Annotated in this window: 16 protein-coding genes; 9 read left to right on the top strand and 7 right to left on the bottom strand. The window is 53.8% G+C overall.

The window, feature by feature from the left end:
- Positions 1–20 precede the first annotated feature (20 nt).
- The 4 genes from BVC71_RS12390 to BVC71_RS12375 all read left to right on the top strand — a co-directional run bounded on the left by BVC71_RS12390 (position 21) and on the right by BVC71_RS12375 (position 4,370).
- Positions 21–473 carry a methyltransferase family protein gene (locus BVC71_RS12390; protein ID WP_338036484.1) on the top strand — a complete coding sequence of 151 codons (453 nt, stop codon included), beginning with the start codon at positions 21–23 and terminating at the stop codon, positions 471–473.
- 130 nt (positions 474–603) lie between these two features.
- Positions 604–2,175, top strand: coding sequence for a Re/Si-specific NAD(P)(+) transhydrogenase subunit alpha (locus BVC71_RS12385; RefSeq protein WP_086451996.1), 1,572 nt, complete (start codon positions 604–606; stop codon positions 2,173–2,175).
- Positions 2,176–2,188: 13 nt separating this feature from the next.
- Positions 2,189–3,622 carry an NAD(P)(+) transhydrogenase (Re/Si-specific) subunit beta gene (locus tag BVC71_RS12380; RefSeq protein WP_086451995.1) on the top strand — a complete coding sequence of 478 codons (1,434 nt, stop codon included), beginning with the start codon at positions 2,189–2,191 and terminating at the stop codon, positions 3,620–3,622.
- A 172-nt stretch (positions 3,623–3,794) separates the two neighbouring features.
- A complete protein-coding gene (locus BVC71_RS12375) occupies positions 3,795–4,370 on the top strand; it encodes a YceI family protein (RefSeq protein ID WP_086451994.1) in 576 nt (191 codons plus the stop codon).
- A gap of 55 nt (positions 4,371–4,425) precedes the next feature.
- Here BVC71_RS12375 and BVC71_RS12370 read toward each other — a convergent pair whose 3' ends face one another.
- The 6 genes from BVC71_RS12370 to BVC71_RS12345 all read right to left on the bottom strand — a co-directional run bounded on the left by BVC71_RS12370 (position 4,426) and on the right by BVC71_RS12345 (position 8,706).
- A complete protein-coding gene (locus BVC71_RS12370) occupies positions 4,426–5,286 on the bottom strand; it encodes an energy transducer TonB family protein (RefSeq protein ID WP_086451993.1) in 861 nt (286 codons plus the stop codon).
- Positions 5,283–5,672 (bottom strand): ExbD/TolR family protein, encoded by a 390-nt coding sequence (locus BVC71_RS12365; protein ID WP_086451992.1) that lies wholly within the window; start codon positions 5,670–5,672, stop codon positions 5,283–5,285. Before BVC71_RS12365 ends, BVC71_RS12370 begins: the two co-directional genes overlap by 4 nt.
- A 4-nt stretch (positions 5,673–5,676) precedes the next feature.
- Entirely contained in the window at positions 5,677–6,057 is a 381-nt protein-coding gene (locus BVC71_RS12360; protein WP_086451991.1) for an ExbD/TolR family protein, read from the bottom strand.
- The gene (locus BVC71_RS12355) at positions 6,057–6,698 is read right to left on the bottom strand and encodes a MotA/TolQ/ExbB proton channel family protein (protein WP_086451990.1); all 642 of its coding nucleotides are present in this window, start codon (positions 6,696–6,698) and stop codon (positions 6,057–6,059) included. The genes BVC71_RS12360 and BVC71_RS12355 overlap by 1 nt, the downstream gene beginning before the upstream one ends.
- Before the next feature lie 136 nt (positions 6,699–6,834).
- Positions 6,835–8,019, bottom strand: a complete 1,185-nt coding sequence (locus tag BVC71_RS12350) for a cytochrome b/b6 domain-containing protein (RefSeq protein ID WP_086451989.1) — start codon at positions 8,017–8,019, stop codon at positions 6,835–6,837.
- Between the two features lie 93 nt (positions 8,020–8,112).
- Positions 8,113–8,706 carry a pseudouridine synthase gene (locus BVC71_RS12345; protein WP_086452063.1) on the bottom strand — a complete coding sequence of 198 codons (594 nt, stop codon included), beginning with the start codon at positions 8,704–8,706 and terminating at the stop codon, positions 8,113–8,115.
- A gap of 301 nt (positions 8,707–9,007) precedes the next feature.
- Between BVC71_RS12345 and BVC71_RS12340 the strand changes: the two genes are divergently transcribed.
- The 5 genes from BVC71_RS12340 (at position 9,008) to BVC71_RS12320 (ending at position 14,901) form a co-directional block, all read left to right on the top strand.
- Entirely contained in the window at positions 9,008–10,180 is a 1,173-nt protein-coding gene (locus BVC71_RS12340; RefSeq protein ID WP_086451988.1) for a type III PLP-dependent enzyme, read from the top strand.
- 133 nt (positions 10,181–10,313) lie between these two features.
- Positions 10,314–11,597, top strand: a complete 1,284-nt coding sequence (locus BVC71_RS12335; protein ID WP_086452062.1) for a DUF3422 family protein — start codon at positions 10,314–10,316, stop codon at positions 11,595–11,597.
- 68 nt (positions 11,598–11,665) lie between these two features.
- A complete protein-coding gene (locus tag BVC71_RS12330) occupies positions 11,666–12,829 on the top strand; it encodes a M20 aminoacylase family protein (RefSeq protein ID WP_086451987.1) in 1,164 nt (387 codons plus the stop codon).
- Positions 12,830–12,930: 101 nt separating this feature from the next.
- Positions 12,931–13,629 (top strand): phosphatase domain-containing putative toxin, encoded by a 699-nt coding sequence (locus BVC71_RS12325; protein ID WP_086451986.1) that lies wholly within the window; start codon positions 12,931–12,933, stop codon positions 13,627–13,629.
- Positions 13,630–13,641: 12 nt separating this feature from the next.
- The gene (locus tag BVC71_RS12320; RefSeq protein ID WP_086451985.1) at positions 13,642–14,901 is read left to right on the top strand and encodes a 3-deoxy-D-manno-octulosonic acid transferase; all 1,260 of its coding nucleotides are present in this window, start codon (positions 13,642–13,644) and stop codon (positions 14,899–14,901) included.
- Here the strand turns inward: BVC71_RS12320 and moaA are convergent.
- A complete protein-coding gene (moaA, locus tag BVC71_RS12315) occupies positions 14,898–15,899 on the bottom strand; it encodes a GTP 3',8-cyclase MoaA (protein WP_086451984.1) in 1,002 nt (333 codons plus the stop codon). The two genes, BVC71_RS12320 and moaA, sit on opposite strands and share 4 nt — an antisense overlap.
- Positions 15,900–15,931 lie beyond the last annotated feature (32 nt).

Below are 15,931 nucleotides of genomic sequence, written 5' to 3'. Positions count from 1 at the left end.
TCTGCGGACAATCGTTGGATATGATTAAACAGATAGATATTCCGCCCGTCTGGTTGGCCATCGCGATCGCGATTGTAGCAACCATCGCCCGTTTTGATCCTGATGATTTGTCGATCAAACATCCCGTAACTGATCTGATCGCTGGCCTATGCATTGGCGCGGGGCTGATCCTGATCATTTTGGCGCTGATCGAGATGCGGAAACACAAAACAACCTTTATGCCGCACGGGCAACCAGAGGCTTTGGTACAAAATGGAATATTCCGACGTAGCCGAAACCCCATTTATTTGGGGGATACTTTGGTCTTGCTTGGAATTACGTTACGTTTTGACGCGGTCGTGGCGATGCCGATCGTTCCGCTTTTCGCTTTGTTCATAGAAAAACGTTTTATTTTGAAGGAAGAAGAGCGCCTACGCAGAAAATTTCGTGCTGCATATGCAGCATATTGCACTAAAGTCCGCCGCTGGTTGTGAGCGGTAACGCATCCTATGTGAGCGCTAAATGTCCACTGTATACAAATGCATACGTTAAATAGGGTGCTTGTGAAATATTATTGCTTTGGGTATGCGGTTCTGGATGAGGAAATTTTAAGGGGGATTGTCCGTGAAAATCGGCGCACCTAAAGAGATACTCGAAGGCGAAAACCGTGTCGCAATGACACCAGCCTCGGCCAAAGATCTCCAAAAGCTTGGATATGAATGTGTTATTGAATCCGGAGCAGGCGCAAAAGCCGGCTTTGCGGACGCAATGTACGAAGCTGCTGGCGTAGAAGTCGTTAAGACTGCCGCGGCTTTGTTCAAGGCGGCAGACATTGTTGCAAAGGTTCGTATTCCGACCGACGCAGAACTGAAACGCCTGCGCAAAGACCAGACGTTGATCACGTTCTTCAACCCTGGCGCGAACGAAGAAGGCCTGAAACTGGCTGCCGAAAAAGGCGCAAGCGTTATCGCGATGGAAATGGTTCCACGTATTTCGCGTGCGCAGAAAATGGACGCACTGTCGTCCATGGCAAACATCGCTGGCTATCGCGCTGTAATCGAGGCTGGTAACAACTTTGGTCGTTTTTTCACCGGTCAGGTGACTGCAGCGGGTAAAGTTCCACCAGCCAAGGTTCTGATCGTTGGTGCAGGTGTTGCTGGTCTAGCGGCTATCGGTACCTCGACATCGCTAGGCGCAATCACGCTGGCATTTGACGTTCGTCCAGAAGTGGCCGAACAAGTCGAATCGATGGGCGCTGAATTCGTTTATCTGGACTTCGAAGAAGAACAGCAGGACGGCGCAGCGACTGGCGGTTATGCATCGGTTCAGTCCGAAGAATTCCGTAACGCTCAGCTGAAAAAGTTCCGCGAACTGGCCCCAGAGGTCGATATCGTGATCACCACCGCGCTGATCCCGAACCGCGAAGCTCCAGAGCTGTGGACCGAAGACATGGTTCAGGCTATGAAACCTGGTTCGGTTATTGTTGACCTTGCTGCTGAAAAGGGCGGCAACTGTAAACTGACCGTCAAAGACGAAAAGATCGTGACCGAAAATGGCGTGACCATCATTGGCTACACCGATTTCCCATCGCGCATGGCTGCACAGGCATCGACCCTGTACGCAACCAACATTCGTCACATGATGTCCGACCTGACGCCAGAAAAAGACGGCGTTGTGAACCACGACATGGAAGACGACGTCATCCGTTCGTCAACCGTGACCCATCAGGGCGAAATCACGTTCCCACCGCCTCCTCTGAAAGTTCAGGCGATCGCGGCGAAAACCCAAGAAAAGCCAAAAGAACTGACTCCAGAGGAACTGAAGGCAAAAGAAGCCGCTGCGTTCAAAGCGCAGACCAAACAGCAGGCGATCCTGCTGGGTGTTGGCGGCGCGCTGATGCTAATCGCGGGTCTGTTCGCACCTGCGTCGTTCATGCAGCACTTTATCGTGTTCGTTCTGTCGGTATTCATCGGTTTCCAAGTCATTTGGAACGTGGCGCATTCGCTGCACACACCGCTGATGGCTGTGACCAACGCAATTTCGTCGATCATCATTCTGGGCGCCCTGATGCAAATCGGATCGGGTTCGGCCCTCGTGATTATCTTGGCTGCCCTGTCGGTCTTTATGGCTGGCATCAACATCTTTGGCGGCTTCCTTGTGACTCGACGCATGCTTGCCATGTTCCAGAAATCCTAAGGAGTAGAGGACTATGGATTACGGATTTACTATTGCGGCCTACGTCGTCGCAGCTGTTCTTTTCATCCTTTCCTTGGGTGGTTTGTCTGGCCAAGAAAGCGCAAAGCGCGCTGTTTGGTATGGTATCGTCGGTATGGCGCTGGCCGTTGCGGCAACGCTGGTTGGCCCAGGTTCCGGCCTGTGGCTGCTGTCGATCGTTCTGATCGCGGCTGGTGGTGTGATCGGTTATTACGTTGCGAAAAAGGTCCAGATGACCGAAATGCCGCAACTGGTTGCAGCGATGCACAGCCTTGTTGGTCTGGCCGCTGTTTTCGTTGGCTTTATCGCGCACATCGAACTGGGCCGCGTTGCGGCGATGGACGACACCGCACGTAAAGCTTTGGAAGGTTTCGCAGCGCTGATCGCAAAGAAAGACGCTGTTGAAATCAACATCCTGCGTGTTGAACTGTTCCTTGGCATCTTCATCGGTGCTGTCACCTTTACCGGTTCGGTTATCGCCTATGGCAAACTGGCTGGCAAAGTGACGTCGAAAGCTGAAAAACTGCCAGGTGGTCACATCCTGAACGCTGGCGCTGCTGCGCTGTCGGTTGTCTGCCTTGTTTGGTACTTCAACACTGGCGGCATGCTACCTCTGGCGATCATGACTTTGGCTGCGCTGTTCATCGGTTATCACCTGATCATGGGTATCGGCGGCGCTGACATGCCTGTTGTTGTATCGATGCTGAACTCGTATTCGGGTTGGGCTGCGGCTGCGATTGGTTTCTCGCTGGGCAACGACCTGCTGATCGTTGTTGGCGCGCTGGTTGGTTCGTCCGGTGCGATCCTGTCCTACATCATGTGTAAGGCGATGAACCGTTCGTTCGTTTCGGTTATCCTTGGTGGTTTCGGCGGTACCGCTGGCCCAGCAATGGAAGTCGAAGGCGAACAGGTTGCAATCGACTCTGACGGTGTAGCGCAGGCTCTGGACGATGCAGACAGCATCATCATCATCCCAGGCTATGGTATGGCCGTTGCTCAGGCTCAGCAGTCGGTTTCCGAACTGACCAAACGTCTGCGCGCCAAAGGCAAAAACGTTCGCTTTGCAATCCACCCTGTTGCGGGTCGTCTGCCAGGCCACATGAACGTTCTGCTGGCCGAAGCCAAAGTGCCATATGACATCGTGCTGGAAATGGATGAAATCAACGAAGATTTCCCAGAAACAGACGTAGCAATCGTTATCGGTTCGAACGACATCGTTAACCCAGCGGCCCAAGAGGATCCGAACTCCCCAATCGCGGGTATGCCGGTTCTGGAATGCTGGAAAGCGAAACAGGTGTTCGTTTCGAAACGTGGTCAGGGTACTGGCTACTCGGGCATCGAAAACCCGCTGTTCTACAAAGAAAACACCCGCATGTTCTATGGCGATGCTAAAAAATCGCTGGATGAATTGCTGACCAAAATTCAGTAAATCGTCGGAAATTAGAAAGCCCCGCCTAGTGCGGGGCTTTTTTTGCGCAATGAACTTTTGCTCGCGCAGTTGTGCATTGTTCCACAGACTTTGTTATTTCTAGCCAATTGAGTGAACAAAGCTTTTCATACATCTTTTGGTCATACCCTCTTCCAAATGGATAATTAGTAAAATGAAAAAACTTCTTCTGACCTCGGCTGTGTTTGCTGGCCTGACCACTGCAGCCTTCGCTGAAACCGTTGAATACACTGTCGACAGCAGCCACGCGCAGGTCGTGTTCGACTATAACCACCTTGGTTTCTCGACCACCACTGGCATGTTCTCTGGCTTTACCGGCACCATCGATTTTGATGCCGAAGATCCAGCAGCATCGTCGGTTTCGATTGAAATTCCTGCCGCTAGCCTGATCACCGGTTGGGACGCACGTGATGCGCATTTCCTGACCGATGATTTCTTTGGTGCCGAAGCTGCCCCACTGATCACCTTTGTGTCGACTGGCATCGAAGTCACTGGTGAAAACACTGGCCTGATCACTGGCGACCTGACCGTAAACGGCGTCACCAAATCGGTCGTTCTGGACACCGTGATGACCCAAATGGCTGATCACCCAATGCAGAACGTTCCATGGGTTGGCTTTGATGCAACCACCACCCTGATCCGTTCGGATTTCGACATGGGCAACTTTGCACCATACGTCAGCGACGAAGTTGAAGTCGCAATTTCGATCGAGGCGATGGCGGCACAATAACCCCACCATCATCTGACATTAGGCCGTTCAAAGCGTTCGCTTTGGGCGGCCTTTTTTATTCAAACGCGATCGGCAGGTTGAAACTATAAACAGGGTCGGTCAATGCGTCAGGCGCGGCACGATAGCGTGCAGATTGCGCGGCTGAAACGGCGGCTTGATCCAATGCGGCGTTGCCAGAACTTTCTTTGATCGAAACCGATTGAAGCGTACCTGTTCGAGACACCGATAGTGTCAACACAACGCGACCAGTGACGCCGCGCGCATTGCTGGGCACCCGTTTTCTGCGTTCGACTGCGTTGCGAATACGTGCGCCCCAATTTGCCATTGCGCTTGCCCGTTCTGCGTTTGACACGGCTGGTGCATCGTTTGCGGTTGCCCCCGCATTTGCACCCCCACCTGAGCCAGAGGCTGTTTGCGAAATATTAGGCGCTGATGGTGGCTGCGGGGCAGGCGCTGGCCGACTGGGCGCGGGATCGGGGCGATCCATTAAATTTGTGGGGCGCGCGGCAGGGCGTGGATCGTCGGCTGTTGCCATATTGACGGAGGGGCGCTGCGGGGTGCTGGGCTGTGTTGCGATGTCGGGCGTGTTCGGAAGCGGCAATGCGTTAACGGGCGCAGTTGGTGCAGGCGGGGCGACTGGCGCCGGTGTGACCGAATTGACCGGAGTATTCGTTTCGAAGACGGGGGCAGCAAAGTCAGGCAATTGTGGCGCAATTTCGATCTGAGGCGGGGTTTCCCATTCGGCGACCAAATCAACAATGTTTTGCCCAGCAGAGACGATCGTGATTGTCGCCGTGCCGCCATCACCCGCAGCATCCATCCCGCCAACATTATCACGAAATACCCACGTAGCCGCGACCAGATGCAATCCAACGGCCGCCGCCCCCCAGAACAAAAAATGCGCCGCGGTTTTCATTGTGCCGTAACCACTTCGACCTGTTGTACGCCGCGTTGTGCCAGCTGTGTCAGCAGGCGCGCTACATTGACCGCTGCGGTATCTTTATCGGCTCGCAGTGTGCCAGAACCGCATGTGTCACCCGCGCATAAAGAGGTTGCATAGGCGGCTTCGGCCTCTGCGCCGATGAACGTTTGAAAATATATTTCGCCGGCTTGATCCATATATAACGTCAGGTCTTGTGCCGATTTTTCGCCAGTTTCCGAAGTGGGTAGGGTCACGTCCACGACGTGCTGCGGCGCGATGCGGGCTGTCAGTAGAAAGAAGATTAGCAACAAAAACACCACGTTGATCATGGGGATCACGCTTTCAAACGTCTTGCGTTTTTGTGGTGCGGAAAATTTCATCGGCCTATTCCACCAAAACAACGTTGGTAAAATTGGCGGTCCCCAAGGTGTCGATGATCTGGATGATGCGTTCTAAATTTGCGCCGTCAACGGGGCGCAGCACGATCACATCGTCTGGTGCTGAAACAAGGTCAGTGATTTGGTTGTTTAGCGAAGATAAGGGTGTCTCGATACCATTTAATTTGATGCTGTTGCTTGTGACCGAAATCAAACGCGGCGGCCCAGAATAGGATGATGCCCCGCCTGACGACAGCCCTAAAGGCACTGCCATATCCAGCCCGAACCGCGACACCAGCATGAAAAAAATCAGCAGCAAAAACACCACATCAATCATGGGTGTCAGGCTGATTTTTCTGCGGGGTCTGGGTTGGGCGAAATCGAACATTAGTTGCCCGACTTGCTGGCGTAGACAAAGACGCGCGTTGCGCCGTCTTCGATTTCATGACGAATGCGGTCAGAGATGCCTTCGAACCACGTCAGGAAAATGGACGCGGGAATTGCGATGCCCATACCGAATGCGGTGGTCAATAGGGCCTCCCAGATGCCGCCAGCCAGGTCGGATGGGTCGGCAGATGATCCTGCCTGTTGCAGCGCCTGAAAGGCATCGATCATGCCGACAACCGTACCTAGTAGACCCAGTAACGGCGCGATCGTTGCGATCAATTCCAACGGGCGCAGGCCCGAACGGGTGCGTTCCAGATAGGAAACGGCAAATCGTTCTGTTTCTTCGCGGGCGGCTGTTTCGGGCAGTTCGGCAGACAGGCGGGTTTGCATCGCGTAATGGATGATCCGAGCCCGCAAAGTGCTGCGCGTTGCCAATGTTGCCAAAGCTTGATCCACCTTACCGGCCTCCATATCGGCCAGCGATTGAGAGGTTATCCGGCTGCCCGACCACGCGCCGAGCGAGACCAGTTGGGCCACTTTCCATAGAATGATGGTAACCATGGCGACCGACAGCGCGGTAAGCGCCCAGATGGATGGTCCAGCTTCTAAAAGTCGGGATAAAACGTCAGAGATATTGGCCATTGTCGCGCCTGTTTGGGTGAGTGACTTTGGGTGGTTTGCCCAAAGAAAACGGTCATTTGGCGCGGACCTTAGCGGCTTGATCTGTCCCTGTACAGAAGCGACGGGGCAAAGCGGCGGCGCCTTGCCCCAGTCTTGATTATCGGGTTGCTGTAACGGTTACGTCGACAATTACGGCAAAGCCAACGGTGCCTTCGTCAGTGTACCCCGCACCCATGCCAAAATCGCGTCGATCCAGCGATGCCGATCCGGTCATTTGCGCTTGGTCGCCATCGACGGTCAGATCGAATACCAATTCAACCGGTACGGTTTCACCAACCAAAGTTAGCGTTCCGTTTGCCACATGCGTAGTCCCGTCCACGCGCGAAATATCAGCGGTAAAGACGGCAGTTTGATAGTTTGACGTATCAAAGAATTCCGCGCCTTTTGCTTGATCCGTGACAGATCCCAGAGACAGCGTTGACGTATCAATAATCACTTCGGTCTGGCCCTCGCCAGTGGTTGGGTCATAGTCGATGCTGGCGGTCCAGTCAGGCAATTGGCCCGTCACCTCTGCGCCCATTTGAATCACGGTGAACTCGATTGCGCCCGATTGCACTTGCCATTCACCGGCAGTTTCGGCGGAGGCTACTGGGGCAGGCGCAACGCTGGTTTCTTTGGCTGTCACGAATGGTATCGCGATGATTGCAGCGAACACAGCCAAGGTAGCTGCAGCAGAAACGGTGTGGATCCATCCCGCTGGTTTCGCGCCAGACGCTGGTTCCGCTGATTTACCATGTGCCATGCGCGCCAGCGTCGCGTCGCGGTCAATGATCGCGTGTTTCAATGCGCCCATGATGTGCGCGGCAAGGCTGGCGTACAGAACATAGGACGCAAGCATGTGAATGAACCCAGCACTGTGTGCGACGGTTTCTGATTTCGGCACAAACGGCAGGTTTTGTCCAAATGGCCACAAGATCGGAGCGAAACCTGTTTCCGCAGCGTGCATGATCCAGCCCGACAGCGGCATTACAAACATCGCGGCGTATAGCGCCCAGTGAACGGTTTCGGCGGCTAATGTTTCTAATGTGCGGTCAGGGTGCAGGGCCGCGGGTTTCGGCTGGCTGATCGCCCAGACCACGCGAATAATGGCCAAGAACAGGACAGTTACGCCGATCGTTTTATGAACTGAGTATAAGCGCTGTAGGAATTCGGCGGAGTCAGCCGAACGTTCGATATTGTCACCAATCAGGCCCAACGCCAGCGCGATAATTATCAGCACAGCAATGGTCCAGTGCAGCGCCCGCGATACGCTACCATAGTGAGAGGTCGAGTTTTTAATCATCGGAGGGGACCCGGGTTATGAAAATTACACCGTAAGGTTAACCCAAACCCGCAACTCTGCCACCTTGCGCCTATTCACAGACCCTGTGCGCTGTCAGTATTTGCGTTTAAACGGGCGACGGACTTTGGCCGCTGGTGCGGGGACTTCAATCTCGCGCCATTCACCAAGGCCAAGGCCCGTGACGGTCCAGTCGGCGATGGACCAACGGACCAAACGCAAGGTCGGGAAACCAATGGCTGCGGTCATGCGCCGGACCTGACGGTTGCGGCCTTCGGTAATGGTCAGTTCGATCCATGTGTCGGGCACGGATTTTCGGTATCGCACGGGCGGGTCGCGCTCCCAAAGAGCAGGGGGATCTATCACGCGTGCTTTGGCGGGGCGGCATGGTCCGTCTTTTAGAGTAATCCCGTCACGCAGTGGTTGTAGGTCCGCGTCCGTGGGCGCACCTTCGACCAAGGCCAGATATGTTTTCGGTTCTTTATATTTGGGATTGCTGATCGCGGCCTGTAGGGGGCCGTTGTCAGTGAGCAATAACAACCCTTCGCTATCGCGGTCCAAACGGCCAGCGGGATAGACCCGCGGGGGCAATCCAAACTCCGACAGCGTTCGCCGCGGCGTCGGGTTTTTCGCATCTGTAAATTGCGTCAGAACGTCGAAGGGTTTGTTAAATAGGATCAATTTGGCCATGGCAGGGTTGTATCCGAAACCCATGCGATTGGCGAGAAATCGATTTGATCAAATCACGTGGCGCAAGCCCCTTAAAAACAAGGGTTTTTGATCAAACCCTGACTCTGGAAAATTATTTTTGGGTTGGATGAAAATAATCCTTGAAACGATTCACTAAATGCCCCAAATGCCCCCGCATAGACGCCAACGCACGCGCCTCTGGCCATGAGTAAATCCTCATGTGTTTACGTAGCGACGGTAACGTCTCCTGGAAAACTGGTCGGGACCATGAATGGGACCGGGTCTTTTGGAGAGATGACCGATGACTGCAATGTTCGCTGGCGTTCTGCCGGCTTCCCGTATTTATGATCCTGCTCGTCTGGACGCATATGTTGCGTCGCGCGAATTCGACCGTCCGACCCTAGTCGTCGATGTCGACCGTGTTGAACTGCAGTACAACGCGTTGAAGGCAGGCCTAGGCCGCGCCGACATCCACTATGCTGTCAAAGCAAACCCAGCGACCGACGTTATCCACCGTCTGGTTCAGATCGGTTCGCATTTCGACGCAGCATCGCGTGCAGAGATCGAAATCTGCATGGGCCAAGGCGCACGTCCTGAAACCATTTCGTTCGGCAACACCATCAAACGTGTGTCCGACATCGCATGGGCGTACGAGGCAGGCATCACCCTGTTCGCAGCTGACAGCGAAGAAGAGCTGGAAAAAATCGCAGAGCACGCGCCAAATTCGGACGTATACATCCGCCTGATTGTTGAAGTTTCCCAAGCTGACTGGCCTCTGACCCGTAAATTCGGCTGCGACGGCGACACCGCGCTGCGCCTGTTGGATTATGCAAAATCGCTGGGCCTGAACCCTGTTGGTTTTTCGTTCCACGTGGGCTCGCAAACCCGTCAGGCGTCAATGTGGGCACCGTCACTGGATGCGCTGGCGAAAATCTGGCACGCGGCAAAAGACGCAGGTCATGACCTGTCCCTGCTGAACATCGGCGGTGGTTTCCCTGCGTTCTATGACGAACCAATTCAGGCGCCGACCGACTATGCTGCTGCTGTTATGCAGATGGTGACCGAAAAGTTCGGCCACGTTGATCGCATCATGGCAGAGCCAGGCCGCGGTATGGTTGCCGAAGCAGGTGTTATCGTTTCCGAAGTTATGCTGGTGTCCCGCAAATCCGACCGTGACATGCACCGCTGGGTGTACCTGTCGATCGGCCGTTTTTCGGGTCTGGCAGAAACCGAAGGCGAAGCAATCCGCTATCGTTTCGAAACCGAACGTGATGGCGACCCAATGGGTCCATGCATAATGGCGGGCCCATCGTGCGACAGCGCGGACGTACTGTATGAAAAACGCCCGATGCCAATGCCGATGACCCTGAAATCGGGTGACCGCGTTCTGATCCGCAACACGGGCGCATATACCTCTACCTACAGCTCGGTCTGCTTTAACGGCTTTCCTCCGCTGGACGTGGTTTGCATCTAACCACTGTGGTGAAAAATCGGCACGCGGTATACCACCGTGTGCCGATAAACCATTGTAAATGCGACTTTATTACACTTGATTGACCCTGATTGTGGGGTACTGTGCGTGCCTATATCTATAGGTAATGCAGCCCATGAATACCCCGATTCAAGATCACCCATTGCGCTATGCGCTGGCCAATGAACTCCACGCGCGTCCGTTTCCCGTGGTCGAAGCCCCCGGTCGGGCAGCTTATCTAGCGCTAAAGCCTGCGCAAAATGCAGCTGGCCGCGATCGCGAAGCGGATCGGGCACATCTATTGGCATTATTGGACCGCTACGGCGTTGCGCACCCTGCGCCTGACGCCACTCATTATTTCGGGCAGATCGGACGTCATTGGCTGAAATGGGAAAGCCATACTGAATTCGTGACCTACACGATTTTCGGGCAAGGCGTTGCAGATCGTCCCTATGACGCGGCGACGTTCAATATGTTTCCCGAAGATTGGTTACAGTCGGCACCGGGGTCGCGCATCACGTCGGCATTGATCCGCATTGAACCGATGAAATCCGACGATGAAATCGCCGCGAAAACGGATGAATGGTTCGTACCCGAAAGCCTTGCCCTAAGCCGCGTTTTGGACGGCGAATTGGTGATCGCGGCCGATTTTAGGATCGATTCTGCGGGTCACATGCGATTTGCGATCTTTGCAGATCCTGAATGCGGGGCACGCCGCATTGGTCGCGTGATGCAGCGTCTGTGCGAAATCGAAACCTATAAAACGATGTCGATGTTGGGTCTGGCGCGCGCCCGTCAGATCAGTGGCGAACTGGGCCGCCAAGAAGTACGTTTGTCCGAACTGGTGACTGGCATGGCAAATGAAGAAATCGACGCCGCTGACACCTTGCAAGAATTGTTAGAGGTCTCTGCCGGTTTGGAACGTATGGTCGCTGAAACATCGTTCCGTTTTGGGGCGACGGGGGCCTATGAAACCATCGTTCATCAGCGCATCGGTATTCTGCGCGAAGAACGCTTTGGCGGGCGGCAGACGTTTAGCGAATTCATGATGCGCCGCTTTGACCCTGCGATGCGCACCGTCAAATCGACCGAAGCGCGACTGCACAGTCTGTCGGCGCGTGCAATTCGTGCGGGCGAACTACTACGTACCCGAGTTGATGTTGAACGATCCGCACAGAACCAAGCGCTGCTAAAAAGCATGGATGAACGGTCTGATGTTCAGTTGCGCCTACAGCGCACCGTCGAAGGTTTGTCCGTTGTCGCGATCAGCTATTACGCCGTGTCGTTGGTTCTGTATGTGGTTGGGCCAGCGGAAAAGGTATTTGGTATCGCCAAATATTGGCTGGCTGCGGGTGTCACGCCTGTGGTCGTAATCTGCGTTTGGCTGATGTTGCGTCGCATTCAAAAATCGATGCACTGATTGGGCTTGCCCTTGGCTGGCCTTTCGGTCAGCCTGCTGGAAAATGACGCGATAACCCGAGCCTGATTATGCCTGTAAAAAACAGATTTTCCGAAATGCACCGCGATATTACATCTTGGCGCCGCGATCTGCATGAACACCCTGAAATTCTGTTTGAAACGCATCGGACCGCCAAAGTGGTGGCTGAAAAACTGGCCGAATTCGGTTGCGATGAAATCGTGACAGGTATTGGCCGCACCGGCGTTGTTGGCGTGATTAAAGGCCAAACCGATACCAAAGGTATGGTCGTTGGTCTGCGTGCTGACATGGATGCACTGCCGATCCTTGAAGAAACCGGCCTACCATATGCGTCCAAAACCAAAGGCGCTATGCACGCCTGTGGTCACGATGGGCATACCGCAATGTTGCTAGGGGCTGCCCGCTATCTGGCAGAAACCCGCAATTTCGATGGCACTGTCGTGGTCATTTTCCAACCCGCCGAAGAGGGCGGCGGCGGTGGACGCGAAATGTGCGAAGATGGTTTGATGGACCGTTGGAACATCCAAGAAGTCTATGGCATGCACAATTGGCCAGGTGTCGAAACGGGTCGATTTGCCATCCGTTCGGGTTCATTTTTCGCGGCAACAGATCAATTCACCATTCAGATTAATGGACGTGGTGGGCACGCTGCAAAACCCCAAGAAACGGCTGATCCCGTTGTTGCCTCGGCGCAGATTATTGCAGCGCTCCAGTCGATTTCATCGCGCAACGTCGATCCCGTAGATCAGGTTGTTGTATCCGTGACATCAGTGGAAACATCGTCCAAGGCTTATAACGTGATCCCGTCTTCGGTCGAACTGCGTGGAACGGTGCGGACGCTTTCCAAAGACGTGCGCAAATTGGCCGAACAGCGGTTGACGGAAATTACCGAACTGACTGCCCGCGCCATGGGGACCTCGGCCAACGTGAAATATCACCATGGGTATCCGGTGATGATTAACCATGACGCTCAGACGGAATTTGCGGCAGATGTCGCGCGATCCGTATCTGGCGCGTGTGACGAGGCACCGTTGATCATGGGCGGCGAAGATTTCGCCTATATGCTAGAAGAACGCCCAGGTGCTTATATTTTGGTGGGTAACGGCGAGAGCGCACCAGTGCACCATCCCGAATATAACTTTAATGATGACGCGATATTGGCTGGCTGTAGCTGGTGGGCCGAAATCGTTGAACAGCGCATGCCTGCGGCCTGAGCCAAGGTTGCGAAATATTGTCGATAGTGGTTAACACACGCGGGGCCTGATTGGCCCCGTTCTATTTCGGCCGACCAAAGGCCATTTTCAAAGGAACCGCTATGGCGTCGAGGCTGCATAAATGGGTTAAGGATTGGGAACGCAAACAGCGTGAAAAATACACCCATGATTTGACAGACCCCGATCAGCGCAAGCTGTCACAGCGGTATTTCGATTGGGTCGACCACGGTATTTTGCGATATAAATGGCATAACTTTGCCAAAGTCGCAGACGGCGTTTACCGGTCGAACCACCCTAATCGCGCCCGTTTCGAAGATTACGCAAATATTGGGATCAAAACGATCCTGAATTTGCGCGGCGCTAATCGTCTATCGCCCTATAAATTCGAAAAAGAAGCCTGTGATGCGTTGGGTCTGACGTTGATCGACCAACCTTTCACCGCCCGCAAAGCGCCGCGCAAAGAACGGTTGCTGGAAATTATCGAAGTGATGGGCTCGATTCAAAAACCGTTTTTGATGCACTGTAAATCAGGGGCAGATCGGACGGGCCTTATGGCTGCGATCTATCTTTTGGCAATCGAAGGTCGCCCCGTACAAGAGGCGCAAAAACAGTTGTCGGTTCGGTTTGTGCATCTTAACTTCACCAAAACGGGTATTTTAGATTACGTTATCGATAGTTATGCCCAGCGGCTAAAGCAGGGCGATATTTCATTTCGCGACTGGGTCGCTACAGAATACGATCAAGACGCAGCGCAAGAAGCCTTTGATAAAATGGGGTTTTGGCAGCGCATCAAATTGTGAGGCCCAACATTTATGTTTCCGCCGATTGTTCAGGGGTATTTGGCCTTAACGCATGTATTAAGCCCGATTTACGGGCGCGTCATGGATCGCCGCGCGGATCAGGGCAAAGAAGACAAACAGCGATTGGGTGAAAGGTTCGGCTACGCCGGTCGCAGTCGTCCTGAGGGCCGTTTGATTTGGTTTCATGCTGCGTCTGTCGGTGAAAGCCTATCGCTAGAACCTGTCATCAAAGAAATCTTGGCTGAGTGGGATGATGTTTCGGTTCTGGTGACGTCTGGTACATTAACCTCGGCCAAGGTGTTGGCCGAGACGTTGCCGGCCAAAGCGTTTCATCAGTTTGCGCCGATCGATACGCCTAGCGCTATGCGACGGTTCCTTAAACACTGGAAACCGGATTTGGCGATTTGGACCGAAAGCGAAATTTGGCCACGCATGATTGTCGAAACCCACCGTGCGAAAGTGCCCATGGCGCTGATCAACGCGCGGGTGTCTGACAAAACCGCGCGGCAATGGCAGAAATTCCCACGCAGCATCGCGTCGTTGTTAAATCTATTCGACATTGTGCTGACCCAAGAAGAACCGGTCGCTGAAACGATCCGAGCCATTGGCGTCACAAAAGCCCGCGCAATCGGTTCGACCAAACAAGACGCTGCGCCGTTGCCTGTGGATGCTGATGTTTTAAACGCGATCCAACATAGCATTGGTGATCGTGATGTTTGGCTGGCGGCATCTACCCATCAAACCGAAGAAGAACATGTTGTATCGGCCCAGCAATTTTTGGGGCAGGGCGCGCCGTTTTTGATCGTTGCGCCGCGTCATCCTGAACGTGGGGATGAAGTCACCGAAATGTTCCGTGCTGCAGGTTTCGCAGTGGCGCAAAGGTCGAAATCCGAACCGATCGATGATGATGTGCAGGTTTATGTCGCGGATACCGTCGGCGAAATGGGGCTGTGGTATCGTATTGCGAAATATTCGTTTGTGGGGGGATCGCTTGCGCCAGTGGGGGGGCACAACCCGTTTGAACCGGTGGCGTTGGGATCAGCTGTGATTTCGGGAACCAAAGTTTTCAACTTTGATGCCGTTTATGAACGTCTTGATCGTGCGCATGGTTATGTGTCGATCGCAGATCCATCCGAATTGGGGTACGCTGTTCAGGCGCTGATAAATAACCCTGATGAACGGGATCAGATGGTGCAACGCGCATTGGAATCGACACGATTAGACGGCACCGCAACCGAACGGGTTATTGCTGCCATAAAAGCGTATCTTTAACCGCCAGTATGGCTCATGTGGCGACTAACGCGGCCATCAACAGATTGCCGCGAATAATCGAAATCATGGCCTTTGGGTTTTAGGCCGATTGCTTTGTGGATCGCTTGTTCCAAAACCGCATCGTCGTCTGACGCGCGTAGCGGCGCGCGCAGATCGGAATGACCTTCTTGGCCTAGGCAGGTGAAAATTTCGCCGGTGCACGTGATGCGGACGCGATTACAGCTTTCGCAGAAATTATGGGACATCGGCGTGATGAAACCGATTTTCTGACCCGTTTCAGCCAGTTGAACATAACGCGCAGGGCCGCCGCTGCGTTCGGCTAGATCCGAAACGTTAAATTGTTCTGCCAATCGCGCACGTAGATCAGATAGGGACCAATATTGCCCTAACCTGTCTTCATTGCCGATGTCGCCCATGGGCATGACCTCGATAAAGGTCAGGTCCATATCGCGATCTGCACACCAACTTTGTAATGTGAACAGCTCGTTTTCGTTAAAGCCTTTCAGGGCGACTGTGTTGATCTTGACCCGCAGACCAGCGCGCTGTGCAGCATCGATACCTTTAATAACTTGGGGTAGGCGCCCCCAACGCGTAATGTCCGCGAATTTCTGATCGTCCAGCGTATCTAGCGATACATTCACACGGCGCACGCCTGCAGCGTATAAATCATCAGCATATTTGGCTAACTGACTGCCGTTCGTCGTAAGTGTCAGTTCCTTTAACGCTCCGCTGTCTAAATGACGGGTCATCGCGTCAAAAAAGGTCATAATCCCACGGCGTACCAGTGGCTCGCCTCCTGTGATGCGCAGCTTTTCGACACCAAGCCGTATGAACGCGCTGCACATGCGATCCAACTCTTCGAGCGTCAGTAGATCCTTTTTGGGCAGGAACTGCATGTTTTCAGACATGCAATACACACAACGAAAATCGCAGCGGTCCGTGACAGATACTCGCAAATATTTAATAGCGCGCGCGAAAGGGTCGATAAGTTGAGTCATGGATCGAACCTAAGGGGCAGCAAAGACTCGCG

Source organism: Marivivens niveibacter, assembly GCF_002150005.2.
Classification (GTDB): Bacteria; Pseudomonadota; Alphaproteobacteria; order Rhodobacterales; family Rhodobacteraceae; genus Marivivens; species Marivivens niveibacter.
The sequence above is the reverse complement of the archived record's forward strand: the minus strand, read 5'-3'. Positions and strand labels throughout refer to the sequence as shown.

What these genes read in the sequence shown, in the direction of transcription:
- BVC71_RS12390 (WP_338036484.1), top strand. Translation starts at nt 21, where the DNA reads ATGATTAAACAGATAGATATTCCGCCCGTCTGGTTGGCCATCGCGATC.
- BVC71_RS12380 (WP_086451995.1), top strand. Translation starts at nt 2,189, where the DNA reads ATGGATTACGGATTTACTATTGCGGCCTACGTCGTCGCAGCTGTTCTT.
- BVC71_RS12375 (WP_086451994.1), top strand. Translation starts at nt 3,795, where the DNA reads ATGAAAAAACTTCTTCTGACCTCGGCTGTGTTTGCTGGCCTGACCACT.
- BVC71_RS12370 (WP_086451993.1), bottom strand. Translation starts at nt 5,286, where the DNA reads ATGAAAACCGCGGCGCATTTTTTGTTCTGGGGGGCGGCGGCCGTTGGA.
- BVC71_RS12365 (WP_086451992.1), bottom strand. Translation starts at nt 5,672, where the DNA reads ATGAAATTTTCCGCACCACAAAAACGCAAGACGTTTGAAAGCGTGATC.
- BVC71_RS12360 (WP_086451991.1), bottom strand. Translation starts at nt 6,057, where the DNA reads ATGTTCGATTTCGCCCAACCCAGACCCCGCAGAAAAATCAGCCTGACA.
- BVC71_RS12355 (WP_086451990.1), bottom strand. Translation starts at nt 6,698, where the DNA reads ATGGCCAATATCTCTGACGTTTTATCCCGACTTTTAGAAGCTGGACCA.
- BVC71_RS12350 (WP_086451989.1), bottom strand. Translation starts at nt 8,019, where the DNA reads ATGATTAAAAACTCGACCTCTCACTATGGTAGCGTATCGCGGGCGCTG.
- BVC71_RS12345 (WP_086452063.1), bottom strand. Translation starts at nt 8,706, where the DNA reads ATGGCCAAATTGATCCTATTTAACAAACCCTTCGACGTTCTGACGCAA.
- BVC71_RS12340 (WP_086451988.1), top strand. Translation starts at nt 9,008, where the DNA reads ATGACTGCAATGTTCGCTGGCGTTCTGCCGGCTTCCCGTATTTATGAT.
- BVC71_RS12335 (WP_086452062.1), top strand. Translation starts at nt 10,314, where the DNA reads ATGAATACCCCGATTCAAGATCACCCATTGCGCTATGCGCTGGCCAAT.
- BVC71_RS12330 (WP_086451987.1), top strand. Translation starts at nt 11,666, where the DNA reads ATGCCTGTAAAAAACAGATTTTCCGAAATGCACCGCGATATTACATCT.
- BVC71_RS12325 (WP_086451986.1), top strand. Translation starts at nt 12,931, where the DNA reads ATGGCGTCGAGGCTGCATAAATGGGTTAAGGATTGGGAACGCAAACAG.
- BVC71_RS12320 (WP_086451985.1), top strand. Translation starts at nt 13,642, where the DNA reads ATGTTTCCGCCGATTGTTCAGGGGTATTTGGCCTTAACGCATGTATTA.
- moaA (WP_086451984.1), bottom strand. Translation starts at nt 15,899, where the DNA reads ATGACTCAACTTATCGACCCTTTCGCGCGCGCTATTAAATATTTGCGA.